Here is a 23,194-nt window from a genome sequence, read left to right on the forward strand (position 1 = left end):
CCTCGACCAGCTCGACCAGGCGGTTGCCGCCGTGCGTCTGGGCGTCCAGGATCTGGCCAATTCGCAAGCCGCCGTCGAAGCCGCGGGCAATGTCGCCCATGCCGCTTCGGGCGGGGCGATCGACCCGTTCGTGTTCCGCTTCGCCATCTTCGTTCTGGCGATCTTCGTCGGCTACTACGTCGTGTGGTCGGTGACCCCGGCACTGCACACGCCTTTGATGGCCGTCACCAACGCCATCTCGTCGGTCATCGTGGTCGGCGCGCTGCTTGCCGTCGGCATCGCCGCTTCCGGCCTTGCCACCGGCTTCGGCTTCGTCGCCTTGGTGCTGGCCTCGGTCAACATCTTCGGCGGCTTCCTCGTCACCCAGCGCATGCTGGCCATGTACAAGAAGAAGGACAAGTGACGTGAACGTGAACCTCGCTTCCTTCCTCTACCTGGTCTCCGGCATCCTGTTCATCCTGGCGCTGCGCGGCCTGTCGCATCCGACCACCAGCCGCAAGGGCAACACCTACGGCATGATCGGCATGGCCATCGCCATCGCCACCACGCTGGCGCTGGCCAAGCCGTCGGCGACCGGCCTCGGCCTGATCGTGCTTGGCCTGGTCATCGGCGGCGGCGTCGGTGCGCTGACCGCACGCCGCATCGCCATGACCTCGATGCCGCAGCTGGTCGCTGCCTTCCACAGCCTCGTCGGTCTGGCCGCCGTGATGGTCGCGGCTGCCGCGATCTATGCGCCCGAAAGCTTCGGCATCGGCTCGGTCGGCGCCATCCATGGCCAGGCCCTGGTCGAGATGAGCCTCGGTGTCGCCATCGGCGCCATCACCTTTACCGGCTCGGTCATCGCCTTCCTCAAGCTCGACGGCCGCATGTCGGGCAAGCCGATCATGCTGCCGGCCCGCCATCTGATCAACGCCGCACTCGGCATCGGCCTGGTCGTGCTGATCGTGCTTCTGGTCACCACCCAGTCGACGACCATCTTCTGGCTGATCGTCGCCCTGTCGCTGGCGCTCGGCGTGCTGTTGATCATCCCGATCGGCGGCGCCGACATGCCGGTGGTCGTCTCGATGCTCAACTCCTATTCGGGTTGGGCGGCAGCAGCACTTGGCTTCACGCTCGGCAACCTGGCGCTGATCATCACCGGCGCGCTGGTCGGCTCCTCGGGTGCGATCCTCAGCTACATCATGTGCAAGGGCATGAACCGCTCGTTCATCTCCGTCATTCTCGGCGGCTTCGGCGGCGAGACGGCGGCTGCAACCGACGACGGCATCCAGCGCACGGTCAAGACGGGCGCTGCCGACGATGCGGCCTATCTGATGATGAACGCCCAGAAGGTCATCATCGTGCCGGGCTACGGCATGGCGGTGGCCCAGGCCCAGCATGCGCTGCGCGAGATGGCCGACAAGCTCAAGGCCAATGGCGTTGAGGTCAAATACGCCATCCACCCGGTGGCAGGCCGCATGCCCGGGCACATGAACGTGCTGCTGGCCGAAGCCAACGTGCCTTACGACGAGGTCTTCGAACTCGAAGACATCAACTCGGAGTTCGCCCAGGCTGACGTCGCTTATGTCATCGGCGCCAACGACGTCACCAACCCCTCGGCGCGCGACGACAAGAGCTCGCCGATCTACGGCATGCCGATCCTCGACGTCGACAAGGCCCGCACCTGCCTGTTCGTCAAGCGCAGCCTAGGCTCGGGTTATGCCGGCATCGACAACACGCTGTTCTACAAGGACGGCACCATGATGCTGCTCGGCGACGCCAAGAAGATGACCGAAGAGATCGTCAAGGCCATGGACCACTGAGCCAAAAGCTCAGCCAGCCCATCGACATCACCGACAACGAAAAGCCCGGCAAAACGCCGGGCTTTTTGCTTTTGCGATCGTGCTGCAGGGCGCGTCGTGTCGCGCCATACCTCTCACCCGCCAACCGGCACTTGCCGCCGGGCGATCGATCTGCGATCCCGGTACCGGGCAAAGAACTGGATCCACGTGGAGTTGGCATTGCGCAGTGTGGGCTTGATCGTTTCGGCCATCGTCCTTGTCGTCGCCATCGTGCTTTCGACCGCCTGGGCGGCGCTGGCGCTTTGGTATCGGCTGCCTGCGCCTGACCTTGCCAAGGCGCTCGTTGCCTGCCTTTTCGTCCTGCTCGGCCTTGCGGCAGCCATCGGGCTTTTCACCGTTTGGCGCGTCCACGCGCTGGCGCTGTTCGTCATCGGTTTCGCCGCGGTGCTGGTGTGGTGGAACACCATCGTCCCGTCCAACCATGCCGAATTCGCACCCGACGTGGCCCGCCAGGTCACCGGCGCGCGCGACGGCGACGTGCTGACCCTGACCAACGTCCGCGACTTTGACTGGCGCAGCAACACCGACTTTACCGAACGCTGGACGACCCGCAGCTACGACCTGAGTAAGCTCAAGACGCTTGACCTGTTCATGTCCTACTGGGCCGGCCCCGAGATGGCGCATGTCATCATGAGCTTCGGTTTCGAGGGTGGCGAGCAGCTCGCCTGGTCGGTCGAGGTGCGCCGGCAGAATGGCGGCCAGTTCTCGCCGATCGCCGACCTGTTCAAGGCCAACCCGCTGGTCATCGTCGCCGCAGACGAACGCGACGTCGTCGGTGTCCGTTCGAATGTCCGTGGCGAGGATGTCCAGCTCTACCGGCTGAACGTCAAGCCAAGCGACGCCCGGGCGCTGCTGCTCGGCTATGTCGCCGATGCCAACGCATTGGCCGAGACGCCGCGCTTCTACAATTCGATCACCACAAACTGCACCACCGTAATCTTCAAGATGATGCGCGCCGTCGGCGACGTCAGTCCTTTCGACTGGCGGCTGATCGTCAACGGCTACCTGCCGGAATATGCCTATGCACGTGGTGCGCTCGACGGCAGCCTGTCGATGCAGGAGCTGCGCAGCCGCTCCCATATCGCCCAGCGGGCGCTGGCGGTCGGCCTGACCGATGATTTTTCGCGAGACATCCGTGAAAGGGTGCCGCAGCCTTAGCCTGCTTCTGGGTGAAGGCCATCAAATGAGATCATGTGCAGGTAGGAGCCAAGGCCTTCCTGTCGCCGCATTTGCCCCCATGACCTTTCGCCATCTCACTCGAACTGCAGATTCTCCTTGAGCAGGACCTCGATGCGGATGCGTTCCTGGGAGGCAAGGGGTTCGCGGTGGTCGGAGCGGGCGCGCAGGATACGCAGCGCGCTGCGGACGGCATGGCCCGGGTCCTGGGCGATGACGGCGTCGATGCGCTCGTCCATCAGCGCCTGCTCGCTGAACGGAGTGCGCTCGTGGGCGACGACGGTAAGCGCCCGGGCGCCTTGTGTGTTCCACACGGCTGTCAGCGGCACGCGGGCCTCGGAACTCAGCACATAGACGGCGACGGTATCCGGGTTGTGTTCCAGAGTGCGACGGATGATCAGGTCGGCACGCTTTTCGTCAGCATAGGTTTCCAGCGACGGCAGGGTCTCGAGATGCGGGAACTGGGCGTTGATGATGCTGTCGAAACCGAGGCGGCGCTGGATGCTGTCGAGCGCCATCATGGTCTCGGCGACGACCATGATCTTGCCCGGCCGTTCGCAGAGGAAGCGGCCGGCGATCTTGCCGGCGGTGGCGCCCGCGGCAAAGTTGTCGACGCCGACATAGTCGGCGCTCTCAAGCCGCTCCTGGCCCGACAGGAACTGCACCACCCGAACGCCGCGCTCGACCAGCCTGAGCATCGCGTCACGCACTTGTGGTGACTCGGGCGCCATGACGGCGACGCCATCGACAATGTCGTGGTCTATGGCCGTCAAGTATTTCGCGACATGGTGCGGGTCGCTCATGGCGATCTGCACGGCCTCGACATCGGTCGAGTCGGCGCGCAGTGCCTCCTTGGCCTCGGTGACCCGGGCGATGAGCTCGGCAAGATACTGGTCACCCGAGGTCGGCAGGACGAAGCGGAAGCGGTAGGTCTTGTTGCGGGCCAGCGCTACGGCGGCGGGATTGCGCATGAAGCCGATGCGCTCGATGGCCTCGGCCACGCTCCTTGCTGCCTTCGGGCTGACATTCGGCCGTTCGTTGAGGACGCGGTCGACGGTCGCGAGGCTGACGCCCGCGGCTTCTGCCAGGTCTTTTGTGGTTGGCCGCACGCTTTTGATCTCATTTCCAGCTTCGAACCGGATTTCTCCAACAAAAGCAGATGAAAAGCAAGTTTTGAGGTGCGTACCTCAAAAATCGCTTGCGTTGAGGTGCGCACCTCAATTATGACTCTCATCGTGGTCGCCAGGAGGATTGAGCGGGCCACACAGGCGGCGCGGAGGAGACTGGCCCGCCGGGAAGATCATTCCGCGTCAGGTGCCCGTAAAGGGCGTTTTCAGCCTTCCGATGGAGGTCGGAAGAATGGGAGGGAGGTCCCAGCCATGACATTTCGCCATGTTAGATCATTGGCCGCGTTCGGCGCCGTTTTGGCTGCCGGCGTGGCAGGTACAAGCCAAGCCAGCGCAAAGGACCTGACGCTCTGCTGGGCAGCCTGGGATCCGGCCAACGCGTTGGTTGAGCTTAGCAAGGATTTCGAGGCCAAGAGCGGCGTCAAGATGAAGTTCGAGTTCGTGCCGTGGCCGAACTTCGCCGACCGCATGCTCAACGAGCTGAATTCGGGTGGAAAGCTGTGCGACCTGATGATCGGCGACAGCCAGTGGATCGGTGGCGCGGCGGAGAACGGCCAGTATGTGAAGCTCAATGATTTCTTCGACAAGGAAGGAATCAAGATGGACGACTTCATCCCGGCGACGGTGGTCGGTTATGCAGAATGGCCAAAGAATTCGCCCAATTACTGGGCGCTGCCGGCCTTCGGCGACGTCGTCGGCTGGAGCTATCGCAAGGACTGGTTCGCGCGGCCCGAGCTGCAGGCCGAGTTCAAGCAGAAATACGGCCGCGACCTCGCGGTGCCGAAAACCTTCGCCGAGCTCAAGGACATCGCCGAGTTTTTCCAGAAGCGCGAGATCGACGGCAAGACGGTCTATGGTGCGGCGATCTACACCGAGCGCGGCTCCGAAGGCATCACCATGGGCGCGATGGACGTGCTCTACAGCTTCGGTTTCCAGTACGAGAACCCCGACAAGCCTTACGAGCTCGACGGTTTCGTCAATTCGGCCAAGGCCGTGCAGGGGCTGGAATTCTACAAGCAGCTCTATGACTGCTGCACGCCTCCCGGCCATTCCGACGCCTACATGTCCGAGGACATCGACGCCTACAAGTCGGGCCAAGTCGCGCTGCACATGAATTTTGCCTTCACCTGGCCGGGCATCAATGCCGACGCCAATGTCGGCGGCGACAAGTCGGGCTATTTCCCCAACCCGGCGGGTCCGGACGGGGTGGCGTTTGCCCAACTCGGAGGGCAGGGTATCTCAGTGGTCTCTGCGTCGGAGAAGAAGGACGACGCGCTCGCCTACATCAAGTGGTTCGCCCAGCCCGAGATCCAGCAGAAATGGTGGCAGATGGGCGGCTATTCGGCCCTGCGCAAGGTCGTCGAGGATCCGGGCTTCGCCACCAGCCAGCCCTATGCCCAGACCTTCCTCGACTCCATGGCGATCGTGAAGGATTTCTGGGCCGAGCCTGCCTATGCCTCGCTGCTGCAGGCAACGCAGAAACGCTTCCATGATTATGTCGTTGCCGGCCAGGGTTCCGCCCAGGATGCGCTCGACGGTCTCGCCAAGGATTGGACGCAGATCTTCGACGACGAAGGCAAGTACTGATCGCTGCAAAGCCCTGTCCCGCATCCTCCCAGCGGGCCATGCTACGGTGCGGAGCCGGCGCTTGCCGGCTCCGTCGCCGCACAGTTGATAATCAGGGGACTATCAATGCTGCATTCACCGGTGGATCGCGTCGCCGAAGCGACGCCGCACGCCATTGCCAAGCGTTTTCGGGGCCTGTCTGACCGTTCGCTCGCCTGGCTCTTCGTCGCTCCCTCAATCGTGCTCCTGCTCGCGGTCAACATCTTTCCGCTGATCTGGACGATCCGGCTGAGCTTCACCAACTTCCGCGTCAACCGCCCCAATGCCGAGGTCGAGTTCGTCGGCCTGAAGAACTACATCAGCATCCTGTCCGACAAGGACATCTGGCTGACCATGCAGGCGACGGCGCATTTCCTGATCTGGACCATCGTGCTCCAGGTCCTGATCGGCTTTTCGCTCGCCTATCTGATCAACAAGAAGTTCCGCGGCAACGATCTCTGGACGACGATCATCGTGCTGCCGATGATGCTGAGCCCGGCGGTGGTCGGCAATTTCTGGACCTTTCTCTACCAGCCGCAGATCGGCCTGTTCAATTATGCCATAGGCTTCCTGACGGGCGCCGATCCCTCCAGCTTCTCGATGATCGGCGATGTGGCGCTGGCGCCCTGGGCGATCGTCATCGTCGACACCTGGATGTGGACGCCCTTCGTCATGCTGATCTGCCTGGCCGGGCTGCGCTCCATTCCCGACAGCATCTATGAAGCCGCCGAATGCGATCGCGCCAGCAAATGGCGGCAGTTCTGGACCATCACCATCCCGCTGGTGCTGCCGTTCCTGATGCTCGCCGTGCTGTTCCGCGGCATCGAGAACTTCAAGATGTTCGACCTCGTCGTCCAACTCACCGGCGGCGGCCCGGGTTCGATCACCGAGCTCACCTCGATCAACCTCAAGCGCGAAGCCTTCGAGAAGTGGCGCACCGGCTATGCCTCGGCCTACGCCGTCATCCTGTTCGTGACCGTCTTCGGCCTGGCCTCGATCTATGTCAAAGCCCTGAACAAGGTGAAACAGCGATGAGCAGCTATTCCATCACCGAGCCGTCGCGCCGGCAGAAGTGGTTCGCCGGAGTGCTTGTCGTCCTCTATGCGCTGATCACGATCCTGCCGCTGGTCTGGATCATCGGCACCAGCTTCAAGTCGCCGTCGGATGCCATCGCCTACCCGCCAAAAACCTTGTTCACGCCGACGGTCGAAGGCTACGTCAACGTCTTCACCACCCGCACCCGGCTGACCGAAGAACAGTTGCAGGCGGTCGGCGAGCCCCAGACCTGGTACGACAAGCTGGTGCGCAAGGACGGGCTCGTCATCTCGGGGCCGTCGCGCTTTGCCGAACGCTTCACCAATTCGGTCATCATCGGTTTCGGCTCGACGGTGCTCTGCATCGTGCTGGGAACTGCGGCGGCCTATGCCTTCTCGCGCTTCAAGGTACCGCTGAAGGATGATCTTTTGTTCTTCATCCTGTCGACACGGATGATGCCGCCGATCGCGGTCGCCATCCCGATCTTCCTGATGTTCCGCTCGCTCGGGCTCAGCGACACCCATGCCGGCATGATCTTGCTCTACACGGCGGTGAACCTGTCGCTGTCGGTGTGGCTGCTCAAGGGCTTCATCGACGAGATCCCGATCGAATACGAGGAGGCGGCGCTGATCGACGGCTACACGCGCTTCCAGGCCTTCTACAAGGTCGTGCTGCCGCAGGCGGCGACGGGCATCGCCTCGACCGCAATCTTCTGCCTGATCTTTGCCTGGAACGAGTATGCCTTTGCCGTGCTGCTGACCTCCGGCAACGCCCAGACCGCGCCGCCCTTCATTCCGACCATCATCGGCGTCAGCGGCCAGGACTGGCCGGCGGTCGCCGCGGGCGCAACGCTGTTCCTGGTGCCGGTCATGGTCTTCACCATTCTCCTGCGCAAGCATCTGTTGCGCGGCATCACCTTTGGGGCGGTACGCAAATGACAGGGTTTCTCGACGGATTGCTTCATTTCCGGCGCGGCGCCTGGGAGATGCTGGCCTCGGTGCTGATCGCCGCCGGCGTATTCATGCTCATGCAGCCTTTCGCTTTGGTCCTCTATTCCTGGTCCTTCCTCGTAACCCTGCTGGGCACGGTGATGTTCATCATCGTCAGCCATTTCCCGGAGTAGGCCCGTGGCGCAGATCAGAATCCAGAATGTGCGCAAGGAGTTCGGCACTTTCACCGCTGTGCGCTCCTCGACCTTCACCATCGAGGACGGCGAGTTCTTCATGTTGCTCGGCCCCTCCGGCTGCGGCAAGACGACGACGCTCAGGATGATGGCGGGGCTCGAGCTGCCGACCTCGGGCGAAATCTTCATCGATGGCGAGGAGGTCGGCATGAAGCCGGCCAGCAAGCGCGACATCGCCTTCGTCTTCCAGATGTTTGCGCTCTACCCGCACATGAACGTGCGCAAGAACATCTCCTATCCGCTGGTCAGCCAGCGGATGAAACTCGAGGAGGTCAAGACGCGTGTCGAGGAGGTCGCCCGCATCCTCAAGATCGAGAACATCCTCGACCGGCCGGTGGGTGGTCTGTCGGGCGGGGACCGTCAGCGCGTCGCGCTCGGCCGAGCCATCGTGCGCCGCCCAAAGGCCTTTTTCATGGACGAGCCGCTCGGCGCGCTCGATGCCGAGTTCCGCGAGCATATGGCCGAAGAGCTGCGCGCGCTGCACGACCGCATGGGTGCAACGACAGTCTATGTCACGCATGACCAGCTCGAGGCCATGCAGATGGGCGACAAGATCGTCGTCATGAACCACGGTGTCGTCGAGCAGTTCGGCAAGCCGCAGCAGATCTACGACTGGCCGGCGACCAAGTTCGTCGCCCAGTTCATCGGCTCGCCATCCATGAACTTCCTCGACTTCGAAGGCATGATCGGCATCGGCGGCACGTCGGTCGAGTTCGGCGAGGCGAGGATCGAGGTGCCGGCGGCACGCGAGGGCAGGGCCGGCAAGCTGACGCTCGGCGTGCGGCCCGAACATGTGCGCTTCGTGACCGAGTCGGCTTACCGGGGGCGGGTCACCGCGGCCGAATATCTCGGCACCACCCAGATCGTGACGCTGCGGTCGAGCCACGGCGATCTCAAGGCGCGCATTGCCTCGGACCAGCCGGTTCGCGAGGGCGAGCTGGTCGGGCTCGCGTTCGACGCAAGGACATTGTCGCTGTTCGACGCCGAAACCGGCAAGGCGCTGCGGTCGGACGCCAATGACGGAGTGCTGGGACATGGCTGAAGTCGTCCTCGAAAATGTGACCAAGGCCTTTGGCGGCACCGTCGCGCTCGACAATGTGTCGCTGACGATCCCCGACGGTTCTTTCGTCGTGCTGCTCGGCCCGACGGGCGCCGGCAAGACGACGACCTTGCGCATGGTCTCAGGCCTCGACGTACCCGACAGCGGCGAAGTGCACATCGTCGGCCGGCCGATGAAGGGGCTGTCGCCGGCCGAGCGCAATGTCGCAATGGTGTTCCAGCAATACTCGCTCTATCCGCATCTGACAGTGCGGCAAAACCTCGAGTTCCCGCTGAAATCGCCGCTGCTCAACACGCCGCGCGACCTGATCGACCGAACCGTGAAGGAGGTTGCCGAGGTCCTGCAGATCGCCCACAAGCTCGACAACAAGGCGACTGCGCTGTCGGGCGGCGAGATGCAGCGCGTCTCCATCGGCCGGGCATTGGTGCGCAATCCGCAGATATTCCTCATGGACGAGCCGCTAAGTTCGCTCGACGCCAAGCTGCGTGCCGACCTGCGCATCGAGCTGAAGCGCATCCAGGCAAAGCTGGGGGCGACGCTGCTCTACGTCACCCACGACCAGATCGAGGCGATGACCATGGCGACCCATGTCGGCGTGCTGAACGAGGGCAGGCTGGTGCAGTTCGGCTCGCCGCGCGAGGTCTACGAGCAACCGGTCAGCGTCTATGCTGCGACCCGGCTCGGCCAGCCGCGCATCAACGTGCTGCCTGCCGATCTCTTTGCCGGCGCGCCATCGGGCGCCAAAAGCATTGGCCTGCGCCCGGAGCACATCGTGCAGGGCGATGGACAGGAGGCGCTGGTCAAGCGCGTCGAGCATCTCGGCGACCAGACACGCCTGCATCTGACGCTGAGGCGGCACGACCTCGTCACCGTCACCGACGCCCACACGCCGCTGAAGGGCGGTGAAACCATCCGGATCCAACCGTCGCGGCCGCTCTATTTCGATGCGGCAGGCATGCGTTTAGCTTGAGGAGCAACAATCCATGGCGCAATTCATCAACCGGCGCGAGGACGTCGTCACCGAGGCCATCGACGGGGTGCTGGCACTGTCGGGCGGCGCGCTGACCCGCCTCGACGGCTATCCGCATATCCGCGTCGTACTGCGCAGCGACTGGGACAGGTCCAAGGTGGCGATTGTCTCGGGCGGGGGCTCCGGTCATGAGCCGGCCCATGTCGGCTTCGTCGGCAAGGGCATGCTGACGGCGGCGGTTTGCGGCGACGTCTTTGCCTCGCCCAGTGTCGATGCCGTGCTCGCCGGCATACTGGCGGTAACAGGGCCGGCCGGTTGTCTGCTGGTGGTCAAGAACTACACCGGCGACCGGCTGAATTTCGGCCTCGCTGCCGAACGCGCCCGCGCCTTCGGCCTCAACGTCTCGATGGTGATCGTCGGCGACGACATCGCCTTGCCCGACCTGCCGCAGGCCCGCGGCGTCGCCGGCACGCTGTTCGTACACAAGATTGCGGGGGCGCTTGCCGAACGCGGCGCCGACCTGGAAACGGTGACAGCGGCGGCGAAACACGTCATCGCCGGCACCCGATCGATCGGTATGTCGCTCGACACCTGCAGCGTGCCGGGCTCGCCCAAGGAGGATCGCATTCCGCTCGGCAAGGCCGAGCTCGGCTTGGGCATCCATGGCGAAGTCGGCGTCGAGCAGATCGACTTCGCCGGCGCCCGCGCTTCGGTCGCCACCATGGTCGAGCGGCTGGCAGCCGTGATGGGCGAAGGCCCGCATGTCGTGCTCGTCAACAATCTCGGCGGCACCTCCGTGCTCGAAATGTCGGTGCTCGCCCACGACCTGTTGCAGTCGTCCATTGGCGGCAGGATCACCCATGCCATCGGCCCGTCGCCGCTGATGACCTCGCTCGACATGCAGGGCTTCTCGATCTCGGTCTTCCCGGCCGATGCGGCAGAACTGGCACTGCTCGAGGCGTCCGTCGCCATTCCCGCCTGGCCGGGTGTCTCGCTGGTCAAGCCGCTCGTGGTCGCGCCGATGCCCGACGGCCTGACGCCGATCACGCCGATGCCGTCCAACCATGCGGCGACGCGCGCCTTCCTGATCAACTGCTGCAACGTGCTGATCGCGGCCGAGCAGGACCTCAACGCGCTCGATGCCAAGTCTGGCGACGGCGACACGGGGTCGACGCTGGCGGGGGCGGCCCGGGCACTGATCAGCGCCATCGACCGGCTGCCGCTCTCCGATCACACGCAGCTCCTGCGCGCCATCGGCCAGGAACTGAGCCAGACCATGGGTGGCTCATCCGGCGTCCTGCTCGCCATCTTCTTCGCCGCCGCCGGTGACGGCGCTTCGAGTGGCCTGCCAATGCGCGAGGCGCTTCGAGCGGGGTTGGCGCGCATGCAGGAAATCGGTGGAGCAAGCGTCGGCGACCGGACAATGGTCGATGCCCTTTCCCCTGCGCTCGTGGCCCTCGATGAGAGCCTGGCCGCCGCAGCCGCAGCGGCCCGCAAGGGCGCCAATTTCACGGCGACGCTCACCCGCGCCAAGGCCGGCCGTGCCGCCTACATCAATGCCAAGCAACTCGAAGGCCACGTCGATCCGGGTGCCGAGGCCGTGGCGAGGCTGTTCGAGCATCTGGCGAACTGACGGCCCGCGTCATCAATCTGGCTGCTGTTTTGTGCTCCGATAGCGGAGCCTTCCTCTTCATCTGCGAGGCGGAGAGAAAGGCTATCGCCATCGGCAGCATGTGCACCGAGCGGCAACAGGATTTCGTCTTCGCTGTCGAAGTGAGAGAAGCTGATGTCGTTGGAAACGCTCGGTGGCGTTCGTCTATTCGGTTCGGACTTTGCGGACTTGCCGTCCTGCTGACGGTCGGAACGACACGGCGAGCAGGTTCCCAAGGATGCTATGTAACAAAAGATCATGCGGATTGGGCGCCGTTGCGCTGGGCGATTGTGCAGAACGGTTGTCCTGAGATATAGCTGATTGCTTCAGGATAGGGCGCTTGCGTCGCCTCGTTCAGCAGGAAGCAGGATGTCCAAGCACGAAGTTGTCGAACCCGAAACTGCCGAGCTCAGCACCGATGACGTCTATGCCGGTTTGGTCGAGGCGATCTTGTCGCGCGATCTCAAGCCGGCGATGAAGCTGTCGGAAGAGACGATCGCCAATTCTTTCGGCGTCAACCGCATGGTGGTGCGCGCGGTGCTCAACCGCCTGCATGGCGAGGCGCTGGTCGAGATCCACAAGAACCGCGGCGCCTATGTGTCGTCGCCGACGGTTGAGGAGGCGCGCGAGATCTTCGATCTGCGCATCGTGCTGGAGCGCGAGGTGGCTGCAAGACTGGCCAGGCAGATCACGCCGGCGCAGCTGGAGACCCTGCAAAGGCAGGTTGCCGACCATCGCGATGCCTACCGCGCCGGCCGCGACGCTGAATCGCGCAGCTATGCCGAGCGCTTCCATCAGCTTGCGGCCGAGATGGTGGGCAATCGTGTGCTGGAAGCGACATTGGGCAAGCTGATCACGCGCAGCGCGCTGGTGATGGCGCTTTATGGGCGCAGTTCGTCGTCGGAATGCGGCATCGACGAGCACGACGCCATTCTGGAAACCCTGCGCAAGCGCGATGCCGCGGCGGCGTCCGACGCCATGGTGCATCACCTCGAACATATCCTGGAGCGGGTCAGCCTCGATGGCGAACCGGCCGAGGAGCCGGGGTTGGGCGAGATTCTTTCACGCTACGCGACGCGCTCCGCCAAAACGAAGTAGGGCCGCCCCGAAGGACGGCCCGTCTCCATCGCTGTATTGGTGCCTTAGGCGACCAGCTTTTCAAACCTGTCCATGATCTCCGGCCGCCTTCTGGCGAGCCGTGCCTTGATCGTCTCGACATCGACGGTGAGGATCTCGCGATCCTTCATCACCACCTTGCCGTCGACGACGACAGTGCGGACGTCACGACCGACAGTGGTCGTCGACGCGGTGAACAGCGGATCGTAGATCGGCTGCTGGTCGATGTCGGAGGCGTCGACAAGGATGAAGTCGGCCTTGAAGCCGCTTTCCAGCCGGCCGAGCTCATGGCCGACGCCCAGCGCCCGCGCGCCGCCATGGGTCGCGATCTTGAGCAGCTCGTCGCTCGAGATCGCGGTGCGCATGTGCCAGGGCGTGCCCGCGACCAATTGCTGGCCGATGCGTGCGGCATGCGCAACCTGGAACACGTCGAGCGTGCCTGAGGAGGCCGCGCCGTCGGTGCCGAGGCCGATGTCGATGCCACGGCGCCACATCTCGGCGACGCGTGGCTGGCCGACGGAGTAGTTGTGCAGGCCGCAATGGCAGGCCGACACCTTGTGCCTCGCATACAGGTCCACTTCCTCCGGTGACAGGAAGATCGAGTGTGCGCCGTGAAAGTGGTGCGACAGCACACCCAGCTCTTCCAGATACTCCGTCGGCCGTTTGCCGTAGCGCTCCAATGCGAAGTCGATCTCGTAGATGCCTTCGCAGAGATGGGTGTGGACCTTGACGTTAAGATCCTTGGCCGCCTGGCCGATGCCCTTCACCAGCTCTGGCGTGCAGACGACGATCTGGCGCAGCGAAAGGAATGCCTTGACGCGCTCGTGCTTCGACCAGCGCTGCACTAGCTCGACATTGCGGTCATAGGCCTGCTGGGTCTTCATCATCAGCGCGTCAGGCACGCCCATGCCGGTGTCGCAAGTCGATTGTGCGATGAAGCCTCGGATGCCGACCTCGTCGGCGGCGCGACCCATCTCGTCGGGATGCGGGCCGCCGGCCTCGGCGAAGCAGGTGGTGCCGACGCGCAGCATGTTGGTGTAGGCGGCGAGCGCCGACAGATGCACGTCCTCCGGTTCGAGCATCGCCTCGAACGGCAGATAATAGTGCTTCCACACCGGCATCTTCGGCGCGCGCGTGCGGGTGATCTCCGACAGCTTGCCGCGCAAAAGGTGCTGGGCGGTGTGGAAGTGCGCGTCGACCATGCCGGGCATCGCGATCTGGCCGCTGGCATCGATGGTCCGGTCCGCCCGGTAGAGCCCCGAGGCTTCGGAGGCCTTGCCGGTCCAGACGATGCGGCCCTTGTCCACGGCAAGTGCCGCATCGCGGATGACCGTGTCGGTGTCATTCATGGTGATCAGGTCGCATCCCTTGACCACCAGGTCGACCGTTGCCGGGCCTGATGTCTGCGTAATCATCTCATCGCTCCTTCCATTGTTGATCCTGACGCTGCGGCTGTGCCGCGAGGCCGGGCAGCGGACCAGCCGTCTGCCTGCGTTGCGCGCATACCGCCAAAATTTTGAACAAACTGCAATGCTATCTTTGTGAATGATCTTCAAAAGTGATTGTAACAAAAATATCAAAATTATGTTGCAACATTTTTGGAGAGGTGCCACGATGATGAAAAGGTCGGTGGCCAAGCAGCTGCCCGACATCAGGAGGAACACTAGGATGACGCTTGAAGACGCACCGGTTGGCCCCGTAACGCCGCTGCATGACTCAGCGCCGGCGACGACAGGGGAGGCGACGCTGATCCTGAAGGGCTGCCGGCTGCTTAACGTCTATTCAGGCGTGACTGAGGAGACCGACATCACCATTTCAGGCGAGCGCATCGTCTCGATATCAAGGCGCGACAGCCATGCCGGCGCCGAGGTGATCGACTGCCAGGGCCTGTGGGCTATGCCCGGCATGATCGACGCGCACATGCATGTCGACACGACGTTCCTTTGGCCGGGTGAACTGGCGCGGGTGCTCCTGCCGCTCGGCACCACGACCGTGTTCGTCGACACCACCAACAATGCCCATACCGGCGGCGTCGAGGCAGTCGACGTGCTGCGCCGCTCTTTCGAGGGGCTGCCACTGCGAGGCTATGTGGCGGCACCTTCCTACTGTCCGTTCGATGCGTCGCTTGGCACGGCGGCGGTCGAGATGAATTCGGCCGACATTGCCGAACTGCTCAACGATGGCTGCATGAGCATCGGCGAAACGGTGTGGTCGCGGATCGCGCTCGAAGATTTCGACTACATGCGTGTCATCCAGACCTGCCGCGAAGCTGGCTTCCGGGTCAGCGGCCATGGCGGCGAGATCCGCCGCGGCGACGAAGCTGCCTTCGACGGGTATGTCGCGAGCGGCATCCAGGACGACCACTGTATTGGCCGGGGCGAGGACATCCTGCCCAGGTTGCGGCGCGGGCTGAAGCTGTTTTTTGTCGAATGCACCGGCCGGCGCGGCCAGTTGCGGCCGCTGCTCGACGAGATGCTGCGCAAGGGGCTGTCGTTCCGCCAGGTCTGCATGTGCATCGACAACAACACCTCGATCGACATGGTGACCAAGGGCTACGGCTATATCGACTACCTGGTGCGCATTGCGCTGGAGGCGGGGGTCTCGCCGCTCGACGCCTACAGGATGGTGTCGCTCAATCCGGCCGAGCATTTCCGAGTGACGGACCAGGTCGGCTCGATCGCGCCCGGCCGCTTCGCCGACATCCTTCTGATGACCGCGCCCGATGCATTCCCGCCGGAATATGTCATCGTTGGCGGCAAGGTCGTGGCCCGCCGTGGCGAGCTGCTCGTCGACATTCCGAAGCCGAACTTTCCCGAGGGCTACCGCAACTCGATCAAGCTGGACAAGGTCAAGCGTGCGTCGCTCAAATGCGAAGCGCCTGAAGATGCGACGTCGGTGCAGGCGCGTGTCTTCGAAGTGGTCGACGGCGACTCCTTCAATCGCGGTTTCGTTCACAGGCTCCCTGTTACGGGCGAAGGCATCCAGCCCGACCCGGCCAACGACATCCTGAAGATTGCGGTCGTCGAGCGTTATGGCCTGCACGGCAAGATTGGCACCGGCTTCGTCAAGGGTTTTGGGCTGAAGCGCGGCGCGCTGGCGACCTCGATATCGGTGCCGTTCAACAATGTCGTTGTGGTCGGCGCTACCGACGACGACATCTGGCATGCCATCCAGCGCATGGGCGAGATCCAGGGCGGCTTCATCGCCGTTGCCGATGGCAAGGTGCTGGCCGAAGCGCCGCTGCGCGTCGGCGGCATCATGTCGGAGGAACCCTACGAGGTGCTGCTTTCCAGCATCGACACGGCGCAGGCAGCGGCGGCTGAGCTGGGCTGCACGCTTACCGACCCGTTCAAGACGCTGGTCTCGACCATCCACACCACGCTTCCCGACCTCGGCCTGACCGACAAGGGGCTGATCAATTCGCGTATCGGCGTCGGCACCACCGTCGTCGTGGAAGGAGCTCACGATGCTGGCCACTGACGCTTCCGTCGAAACAGCGCTGGCAGGCGTTCGCGTTTCCTTGGCCCAGCAGCCGGCGGATCTGCTGCTTGCCAATTGCAATCTGATCAATGTCTGGTCGGAAGAGACCTACACGGCCTCAATCGCCATATCAGGTTCGCGCATCGTTGCGATTCGCACAGGCTATGATGGTGACGCCAGGCACGTCATCGATTGCACAGGGCGCTATGTCCTGCCCGGTTACGTCGAGCCCCTTGCGGATGTGTCGCCGGATGCCGAACGGCTCGCTGCGGCCCTGCTACCGATGGGCGTGACATCCATTGTCGCGGCCGAGGCAAGCGCAATCGAGCTAAGGTCCGGACGGGCTGATGTGAGGAGCTGGCATCTGACCGCCGAAGGACCTGGCTGGTTGGACGGTGTTGGCCGCGCTCGCCTTGTCCATCAGCAGCGGGTCTGCTCCACAGCCGGAGCCGCCGTCGATGCGGTTGCTGCGGGAATGTCGGTGGTTCTTGAAGTCGGATCCGATCCAGTCAAGCGCCTTGCCTTGCTGCGCACTGTGGCTGCTGCCGGCCTGGAGACCGCGCGGCTGATGCTTCGCCACGGCGAGGCGAATGACGGTTCCATTGCCGTGCGGCCTGTCATGGGTGCTGCCCTTCAGGCCGGCATTCCGCTTCATCACGCCGTGCAGATGACGGGCTTCAACGCCGCCGTACAGCACGGCATCGAACATGATGTCGGCTCCGTGGCGCCGGGACGCCTGGCCGACCTCCTGATCGTGGACGACATCGCCCAGGCGGTGCCTTCGGTCGTCATCCTCGACGGTTGCATCGTCGCCCGCGATGGTCGGCTGGAGGAGGGCGCCCAAGGCTGAACCGAGCCGGACCTGATGTCCGGTGCTAGAATGGCCGCCAACGGCGCGGCGGCCCGGAAGGAGCGGTCCAGGGAGGACCGAACCTTCGACGCGTCGACAATAACAAAGGGAACTCTGACATGACCAAACACACGTTCGGACGGAACCTGATCAGATGGGGCGCTGCCGTCGCGCTCGCTTCGACGATGCTGTCGCCAGGAGCCGCTTCGGCGGAGACGGTGCTGCGCGTCGCCATGACGCTTGGCGACATCCCGGCCTGGACCGGCCAACCTGATCAGGGCTACGAGGGCTACCGTTTCGTCGGTTTCAATCTGCATGACGGGCTGATCAACTGGGATCTCTCCAAGTCCGACAGGGAACCGGCGCTGCGCCCGGGGCTGGCGACCAAATGGGAGGTTGATCCCGCCAATCACAAGCGCTGGATCATCACCCTGCGCGAAGGCGTGAAATTCCATGACGGCTCCGACCTGACACCCGAGGTGGTCGCCTGGAATTTTGCCCGCCTGACCGACAAGACGACCCAGGGCTTCGACCCGGCGCAGTTTGCCCGTATGCGCACCCGCGCCAGCAACATCGACCATGTCGAGCCGCTCGGCGCAAATCAGGTGGCGTTGTTCACCAAGGCGCCGGATTCGTTCACGCCGTTCAGCCTGACCAACTTCCTCATGATCTCGAAAAAGGCGCTCGAAAAGGCGAACTGGGACTACGCCGCTTATGCGAAGGCGCCGGCGGGGACCGGGCCCTACAAGTTCGACAAAGTCGTTCCGCATGAGCGCCTCGAACTGGTGAGGAACGAGAACTACTGGGACAAGGACCGCATCCCCAAGCATGACCGCCTGGTGCTGGTGCCGATGCCGGAAGCGACGACGCGCACGGCCGCTCTTCTGTCCGGCCAGGTCGATTTCATCGAGGCGCCGTCGCCCGACACGATTCCCAGGCTGCAGTCGGCGGGGATGACCATCGTCACCAACACCTACCCGCACAACTGGACCTACCAGGTCAACATGATCGATCCGCCGTTCAACGACATCAAGGTTCGGCAGGCGGCCAACTACGCGGTCAACCGAGAGGATGTGGCGGCTCTGCTCAACGGCACGGGCGAGCCCGGTTATGCCATGCTGCCGCCAAGCTCGCGCTATTTCGGCCACCCGGTGAAATACGATTTCGATCCGGAGAAGGCGACGGCGCTGCTCAAGGAAGCGAAGTGTTTCCCCTGCGAGATCAATGTGGCGATGTCGACCGCCGGTTCGGGCCAGATGCAGCCTTTGGCGATGAACGAACTGGTCAAGTCGCAGCTGGAGGCAGTCGGCTTCAAGGTCAACTTCAACGTCATGGACTGGAGCGCATTGCACGACATCAGCCTGAAGGGCCGAGAAGCGTTTCCCGATATCGACGCCATCAATGTCAGCCGTGCGCCGATGGAGCCCTATAACGGCATTCTCGGTTTTGTCATGAAGAACCGCTTTGCGCCCAACGGCCCGAACTGGGGCTGGTTCTCGACCGACGAGATCGACGCTCTGGGCGCCAAGGCGATGGAGACCTTTGACGAGCCGCAGCGCGACGCGATGGTCACCAAGATTCACGAGCTGACGGTCGCCCAGGCGCCGATGGTCTACATCGCCCATGACCTCAACCCGCGTGCCATGTCGCCCAAGGTCAAGGGTTTCGTCCAGGCGCAGAGCTGGTTCCAGGACCTGACGCCGATCGTCGTCGAACCCTAAGCACAAGGAGAAAGGCGCCGAGGACGAACAGGAGACAGGACCATGTGGCTTTATGCATTGCGGCGGATTCTCTATGCCGTCCCCATCGCCCTCGGCGTATCGATCATTTGCTTCGGGTTGGTTTTCCTGGCCCCTGGCGACCCGCTCGGCTCGCTTTTGCCGCCCGACGCGTCACAGGCCGACATCGAGTATCTGCGCGGCGTCTACGGTTTCGACCGTCCGCTGCCGGTGCAATATTTCGACTGGCTGATGCGTGTCGTGAGCGGAGACCTTGGCAACTCGATCCAGAGCGGCCGGCCGGTGCTGACCGAGATTTCGCATGCGTTGATGAACACGGTTCTCGTGTCCTTCGGCGCGGTGGCGGTCGCTTTCTCCATTGCCTTCGTGCTCGGCACCATCGCTGCATATCATCTCGGCACATGGGTCGACCGGACGGTCACCGGCCTGTCGATCGCCGGCGTCAGCGTGCCGAACTACTGGTTCGGCGTCGTGCTGGTGATCATCTTCGCGGTCGAGTTCAACCTGCTGCCGGCCATGGGCATGGGCAGCGGCGGCTCGGAAAACTTCAGCATCTTCGAATGGGAGCAGCTGAAATACGCCATCCTGCCCATCGCCACCATGTCGCTGGTGCCGCTCGGCGTCATCATGCGCAACACGCGCTCGGCGGTCGCCGACGTGCTGTCGCAGGATTTCGTCCAGGCGCTGCGCGCCAAGGGGCTGGGCGAGTGGGCGGTTGCCCGCCACACCATCCGGAACGCATTGCCGCAAGTGCTTGCGGTGATGGGGCTGCAGTTCGGCTATCTCGTCGGCGGCTCGATCCTCGTCGAGACCATCTTCAACTGGCCGGGCACCGGCTTCCTGCTCGGCAAGGCGATCCTGACCCGCGACGTGCCTGTGGTGCAAGGCGTGGTGCTGGTGCTCGCCATCTGTTTCGTCATCACCAACCTGTGCGTCGACCTCATCCAGACGGCTGTCGATCCACGCATCAAGCGCGGCTGACGGGAGGACATCATGACAGACGCTACTTTCGACGCTGCTTCGCGTTCCACCGCCCCCAAGGTTCGGAGCTACTGGCAAAGCGTGGGCCACCGGCTGAGCTACGACCATGTGACGCTGTTCTTCGCCGGCGTCATCCTCCTGGTCGTGCTGTCGGCGATCTTTGCGCCGTGGCTGACTTCGGTCGACCCGAACAAGCCGCAAATGATCGCCCGTCTGAAGCCGATCGGCACTTCAGGTCATCTGCTCGGCACCGATGAACTCGGCCGCGACATGCTCGCCCGCCTGCTGTATGGCGGCCGCGTGTCGCTGGCGATGGGACTGGTGCCGGTCATGCTGGCGACGGTCATCGGAGGTTTCCTCGGCGTGGTCGCGGGGTATGCCGGCGGCTTCATCAACACTGTGATCATGCGGGTGATGGACGTCTTCTACGCCTTTCCCTCGGTGCTTCTGGCGGTTGCCGTTTCCGGCATGATGGGCGGCGGCATGCTCAATGGCCTGCTGGCGCTCACCCTGGTGTTCATCCCGCCGCTGTGCCGCATTTCGGAAACGGCCACTGCCCAGGTGCGCAGCCTCGACTTCGTCGAAGCGGCCCGCGCCAGTGGCGCCGGCATGGGCTCGGTCATCGTGCACCACATCCTCGGAAACGTGCTCGGGCCGGTGTTCATCTACGCCTCAAGCCTGATTTCGGTCTCGGTGCTTTTGGCCGCCGGCCTGTCGTTCCTCGGCCTCGGCGTTGAGCCACCTACGCCCGACTGGGGCCTGATGCTCTCGGCCCTGCGCCAGGCAATCTACATCGACCCGTACCTGTGCGCCTTGCCTGGTGTCGCGATCTTCATCACCTCGCTGTCTTTCAACATGGTCAGCGACGGCTTGCGGCAGGCAATGGACGTCAGGCAGTGAGATCGGAGGCGAAAATGGACGGACAATTGGCAATTCCTGCCACAGCACTTTTCGACGCCCCGGCCACGCCCGAAACGGGCGGCAGCAAGACGCTGCGCGGCGGATCGGCCGCGATGCCGGCCATGCTGGTGGTCAAGAACCTGAAGAAGTACTTCCCGGTCAAGGGTGGGCTGCTCAACCGCGAGATCGGCAATGTGCACGCCGTCGACGACATCTCATTCACCGTCTTCAAGGGTGAGACCCTCGGCGTCGTCGGCGAGTCCGGCTGCGGCAAGTCGACCCTGGCCAGGCTCCTGATGTACCTGATGCCGCCGGATAGCGGCGAGATCGCCTTCGGCGGCCGCACCGTCGGCGACAAGGACGGCCTGCCGCTGCGCGAACTCCGGCGTAATCTGCAGATGGTGTTTCAGGACAGCTATTCCTCGCTCAACCCGCGCCTGCCGGTCGAGGCCTCGGTCGCCTATGGACCACGCGTCCACGGCATGAGCGGCGACAAGGCGCGCGAGGCGGCACGCAGCCTGCTCGGCAAGGTCGGCCTGCGCCCGGAACTGTTCGGGCCGCGTTACCCGCACGAGCTGTCAGGCGGACAGAAGCAGCGCGTCAACATTGCGCGTGCGCTGGCGCTGGACCCCAAGATGCTGATCCTCGACGAGGCGGTGTCGGCATTGGACAAGTCGGTCGAAGCACAGGTGCTGAACCTTCTGCGCCAGCTCAAGCGCGAGTTCGACCTGACCTACCTGTTCATCTCGCACGACCTCAACGTGGTCCAGTACATCTCCGACCGCGTCATGGTGATGTATCTCGGCCAGGTCGTGGAAATGGGGCCCGTGGACCAGATCTACAACGGGCCGAAGCATCCCTATACGGCGGCGCTGCTGAGGTCGCGGCTGGCGATGGACCCCGACGACAAGATCGTCACGCCGCCATTGACCGGCGATCCGCCCAATCCGATCAATCCGGCGCCGGGCTGCCGCTTCCGCAGCCGCTGCCAGTTCGCCGAAGGCATTTGCGAAAGCAAGGCGCCGGCGCTCGGTGCCTGGGCCAACCGAGGTTCGCATGTCGCCGCCTGTCACATGGCCGACCCGCAATCGGGTCACACAAGAGCAGGGACCGCGGCCCACGACGCGCTTGCAGGGGAGGCGATACGATGACCGCGCCCGCAACTGAACAGAGCGCCCGGCCGCTGGTCGAGGTGCGGGATCTCAATGTCAGGTTCGAGACGCGCGACCGCACGGTGCATGCCGTCAACGGCGTGTCGTTCGACGTGATGCCGGGCGAGGTGCTGTGCATCATCGGCGAATCCGGCTCAGGCAAGTCGGTGACCATGCGTGCGCTGATGCGGTTGTTCTCGCCGCGCATCACCCGCGTCTCCGGTAGCATCCGCGTTGCCGAACACGACATCATGGCGGTCAGCGACCGAAAACTGAGCGACATCAGGGGCTCGACCATCTCGATGGTGTTCCAGGAGCCGATGACGGCGCTCGATCCGACCTACACGATCGGCGACCAGATCGCCGAAACAATCGTCCGCCACCAGCATTGCAGCCACGCCGAGGCAATGGCCAAGGCGCTGGAGCTGCTGCAGTTTGTCAAGGTGCCGAATGCCGAGCGACGGTTGAGGGCCTATCCGCATGAGCTGTCGGGCGGCCTGCGCCAGCGCGCCATGATCGCGGTCGCGCTGTCATGCCGACCGAAGCTGTTGCTTGCCGACGAGCCGACGACCGCACTTGATGCCACAGTGCAGATCCAGGTGCTGTTGCTGCTGCGCAAGCTGCAGCAGGAACTCGGGATGGGTGTGATCTTCGTCACCCACGACCTGGGCGTCGCTGCCCAGATCGCCGACAAGGTAGCGGTGATGTATGCCGGGCGCATCGTCGAATATGGCAGCGTGCGCGACGTTCTGATGCGGCCATCGCATCCCTATACGATGGGCATGCTGGCCTCGACAGTGCATGGCCAGGATCGCGACACCGACATCGACGCCATCCCAGGCACGCCGCCCGACATGAGCAGGCTCGCTGACGGCTGCAGCTTTGCGCCGCGCTGCCGCTTTGCCGTCGATGCCATCTGCACCAAGGACAGCCCACCGCCGCTCTCGCTCGCGCCGGGACGCGAAACCAGGTGCTTCCGGGCAGCGGAACTGTCCACGCGACCGGCTTTGACAACGTCATCGTCGGCACCAGTGGTTCACGCCGGCTAGACGTTCGACCTCTCCCCCGCGGCTCTAGCGCCGCGGGTCGCGCCGAGATCATTTGCGGTTTGCTTCCCCACCGCATGTTCCCATGATCCGGCGCCGCTGGTGGATTGGCTGGGAACGCAACGCCAGTCCACCAGCGCTTTTGGCCAGCTGTTGCACCAAAGGTGCGCCGCGGCAGGGTTGGCCTAGGATGGCTGTTTTGCGCCGCATAGGTCGCACGCAGGAAGCCACCTAAGGAATTCCATAAAGTCTATCAGTTAAGTAGAATTAATCCTCCTCCGGC

20 protein-coding genes are annotated in these 23,194 nt (G+C 63.8%); 18 read left to right on the forward strand and 2 right to left on the reverse strand.

The window, feature by feature from the left end; translation table 11 throughout:
• The first annotated feature begins 37 nt into the window (after positions 1-37).
• The 3 genes from B015_RS0126035 to B015_RS0126045 all read left to right on the forward strand — a co-directional run bounded on the left by B015_RS0126035 (position 38) and on the right by B015_RS0126045 (position 2,999).
• Entirely contained in the window at positions 38-403 is a 366-nt protein-coding gene (locus tag B015_RS0126035) for a proton-translocating transhydrogenase family protein (RefSeq protein ID WP_245262427.1), read from the forward strand.
• A gap of 1 nt (position 404) precedes the next feature.
• Positions 405-1,802, forward strand: coding sequence for an NAD(P)(+) transhydrogenase (Re/Si-specific) subunit beta (locus B015_RS0126040; RefSeq protein WP_018429416.1), 1,398 nt, complete (start codon positions 405-407; stop codon positions 1,800-1,802).
• Positions 1,803-2,000: 198 nt separating this feature from the next.
• On the forward strand, positions 2,001-2,999 hold the full coding sequence (locus B015_RS0126045; RefSeq protein WP_040457317.1) for a DUF4105 domain-containing protein: 999 nt from the start codon (positions 2,001-2,003) through the stop codon (positions 2,997-2,999).
• Between the two features lie 95 nt (positions 3,000-3,094).
• On the opposite strand, the gene B015_RS0126050 is transcribed toward B015_RS0126045, so the two are convergent.
• Positions 3,095-4,126, reverse strand: a complete 1,032-nt coding sequence (locus B015_RS0126050; protein WP_018430697.1) for a LacI family DNA-binding transcriptional regulator — start codon at positions 4,124-4,126, stop codon at positions 3,095-3,097.
• Between the two features lie 270 nt (positions 4,127-4,396).
• On the opposite strand from B015_RS0126050, the gene B015_RS0126055 reads away from it, so the two are divergent.
• The 8 genes from B015_RS0126055 (at position 4,397) to B015_RS0126090 (ending at position 12,746) form a co-directional block, all read left to right on the forward strand.
• Complete coding sequence (locus B015_RS0126055; protein WP_026227745.1) at positions 4,397-5,731, forward strand: ABC transporter substrate-binding protein; 1,335 nt, start codon at positions 4,397-4,399, stop codon at positions 5,729-5,731.
• 105 nt (positions 5,732-5,836) lie between these two features.
• Positions 5,837-6,784 carry a sugar ABC transporter permease gene (locus tag B015_RS0126060; RefSeq protein ID WP_018430699.1) on the forward strand — a complete coding sequence of 316 codons (948 nt, stop codon included), beginning with the start codon at positions 5,837-5,839 and terminating at the stop codon, positions 6,782-6,784.
• Positions 6,781-7,722: a carbohydrate ABC transporter permease gene (locus B015_RS0126065; protein WP_018430700.1), complete on the forward strand. Its 942-nt coding sequence runs from the start codon at positions 6,781-6,783 to the stop codon at positions 7,720-7,722. The genes B015_RS0126060 and B015_RS0126065 overlap by 4 nt, the downstream gene beginning before the upstream one ends.
• Positions 7,719-7,907, forward strand: a complete 189-nt coding sequence (locus B015_RS0126070; RefSeq protein WP_018430701.1) for a hypothetical protein — start codon at positions 7,719-7,721, stop codon at positions 7,905-7,907. Before B015_RS0126065 ends, B015_RS0126070 begins: the two co-directional genes overlap by 4 nt.
• 4 nt (positions 7,908-7,911) lie before the next feature.
• Positions 7,912-9,009 carry an ABC transporter ATP-binding protein gene (locus tag B015_RS0126075; RefSeq protein WP_018430702.1) on the forward strand — a complete coding sequence of 366 codons (1,098 nt, stop codon included), beginning with the start codon at positions 7,912-7,914 and terminating at the stop codon, positions 9,007-9,009.
• Complete coding sequence (locus tag B015_RS0126080) at positions 9,002-9,997, forward strand: ABC transporter ATP-binding protein (protein ID WP_018430703.1); 996 nt, start codon at positions 9,002-9,004, stop codon at positions 9,995-9,997. The genes B015_RS0126075 and B015_RS0126080 overlap by 8 nt, the downstream gene beginning before the upstream one ends.
• A 13-nt stretch (positions 9,998-10,010) precedes the next feature.
• Positions 10,011-11,630: a dihydroxyacetone kinase subunit DhaK gene (locus tag B015_RS0126085; RefSeq protein ID WP_018430704.1), complete on the forward strand. Its 1,620-nt coding sequence runs from the start codon at positions 10,011-10,013 to the stop codon at positions 11,628-11,630.
• 387 nt (positions 11,631-12,017) lie between these two features.
• The gene (locus B015_RS0126090; RefSeq protein ID WP_018430705.1) at positions 12,018-12,746 is read left to right on the forward strand and encodes a GntR family transcriptional regulator; all 729 of its coding nucleotides are present in this window, start codon (positions 12,018-12,020) and stop codon (positions 12,744-12,746) included.
• A 44-nt stretch (positions 12,747-12,790) separates the two neighbouring features.
• Here the strand turns inward: B015_RS0126090 and B015_RS0126095 are convergent, their stop codons facing one another.
• Positions 12,791-14,179: an amidohydrolase family protein gene (locus B015_RS0126095; protein WP_018430706.1), complete on the reverse strand. Its 1,389-nt coding sequence runs from the start codon at positions 14,177-14,179 to the stop codon at positions 12,791-12,793.
• Positions 14,180-14,378: 199 nt separating this feature from the next.
• Here B015_RS0126095 and B015_RS0126100 point away from each other — a divergent pair, with 199 nt between their 5' ends.
• The 7 genes from B015_RS0126100 (at position 14,379) to B015_RS0126130 (ending at position 22,914) form a co-directional block, all read left to right on the forward strand.
• A complete protein-coding gene (locus B015_RS0126100; protein WP_026227746.1) occupies positions 14,379-16,244 on the forward strand; it encodes an adenine deaminase C-terminal domain-containing protein in 1,866 nt (621 codons plus the stop codon).
• Positions 16,231-17,094 (forward strand): amidohydrolase family protein, encoded by an 864-nt coding sequence (locus B015_RS0126105; protein ID WP_018430708.1) that lies wholly within the window; start codon positions 16,231-16,233, stop codon positions 17,092-17,094. The genes B015_RS0126100 and B015_RS0126105 overlap by 14 nt, the downstream gene beginning before the upstream one ends.
• A gap of 119 nt (positions 17,095-17,213) precedes the next feature.
• Positions 17,214-18,815 carry an ABC transporter substrate-binding protein gene (locus B015_RS0126110; RefSeq protein ID WP_018430709.1) on the forward strand — a complete coding sequence of 534 codons (1,602 nt, stop codon included), beginning with the start codon at positions 17,214-17,216 and terminating at the stop codon, positions 18,813-18,815.
• Between the two features lie 42 nt (positions 18,816-18,857).
• Entirely contained in the window at positions 18,858-19,814 is a 957-nt protein-coding gene (locus B015_RS0126115) for an ABC transporter permease (RefSeq protein ID WP_018430710.1), read from the forward strand.
• Between the two features lie 12 nt (positions 19,815-19,826).
• Positions 19,827-20,714 carry an ABC transporter permease gene (locus tag B015_RS0126120; RefSeq protein ID WP_018430711.1) on the forward strand — a complete coding sequence of 296 codons (888 nt, stop codon included), beginning with the start codon at positions 19,827-19,829 and terminating at the stop codon, positions 20,712-20,714.
• Between the two features lie 113 nt (positions 20,715-20,827).
• Complete coding sequence (locus B015_RS0126125) at positions 20,828-21,865, forward strand: oligopeptide/dipeptide ABC transporter ATP-binding protein (RefSeq protein WP_157632936.1); 1,038 nt, start codon at positions 20,828-20,830, stop codon at positions 21,863-21,865.
• Entirely contained in the window at positions 21,862-22,914 is a 1,053-nt protein-coding gene (locus B015_RS0126130) for an ABC transporter ATP-binding protein (protein ID WP_018430713.1), read from the forward strand. Before B015_RS0126125 ends, B015_RS0126130 begins: the two co-directional genes overlap by 4 nt.
• Positions 22,915-23,194 lie beyond the last annotated feature (280 nt).

The organism is Hoeflea sp. 108, assembly GCF_000372965.1.
In the GTDB taxonomy this organism is placed as follows: domain Bacteria; phylum Pseudomonadota; class Alphaproteobacteria; order Rhizobiales; family Rhizobiaceae; genus Aminobacter.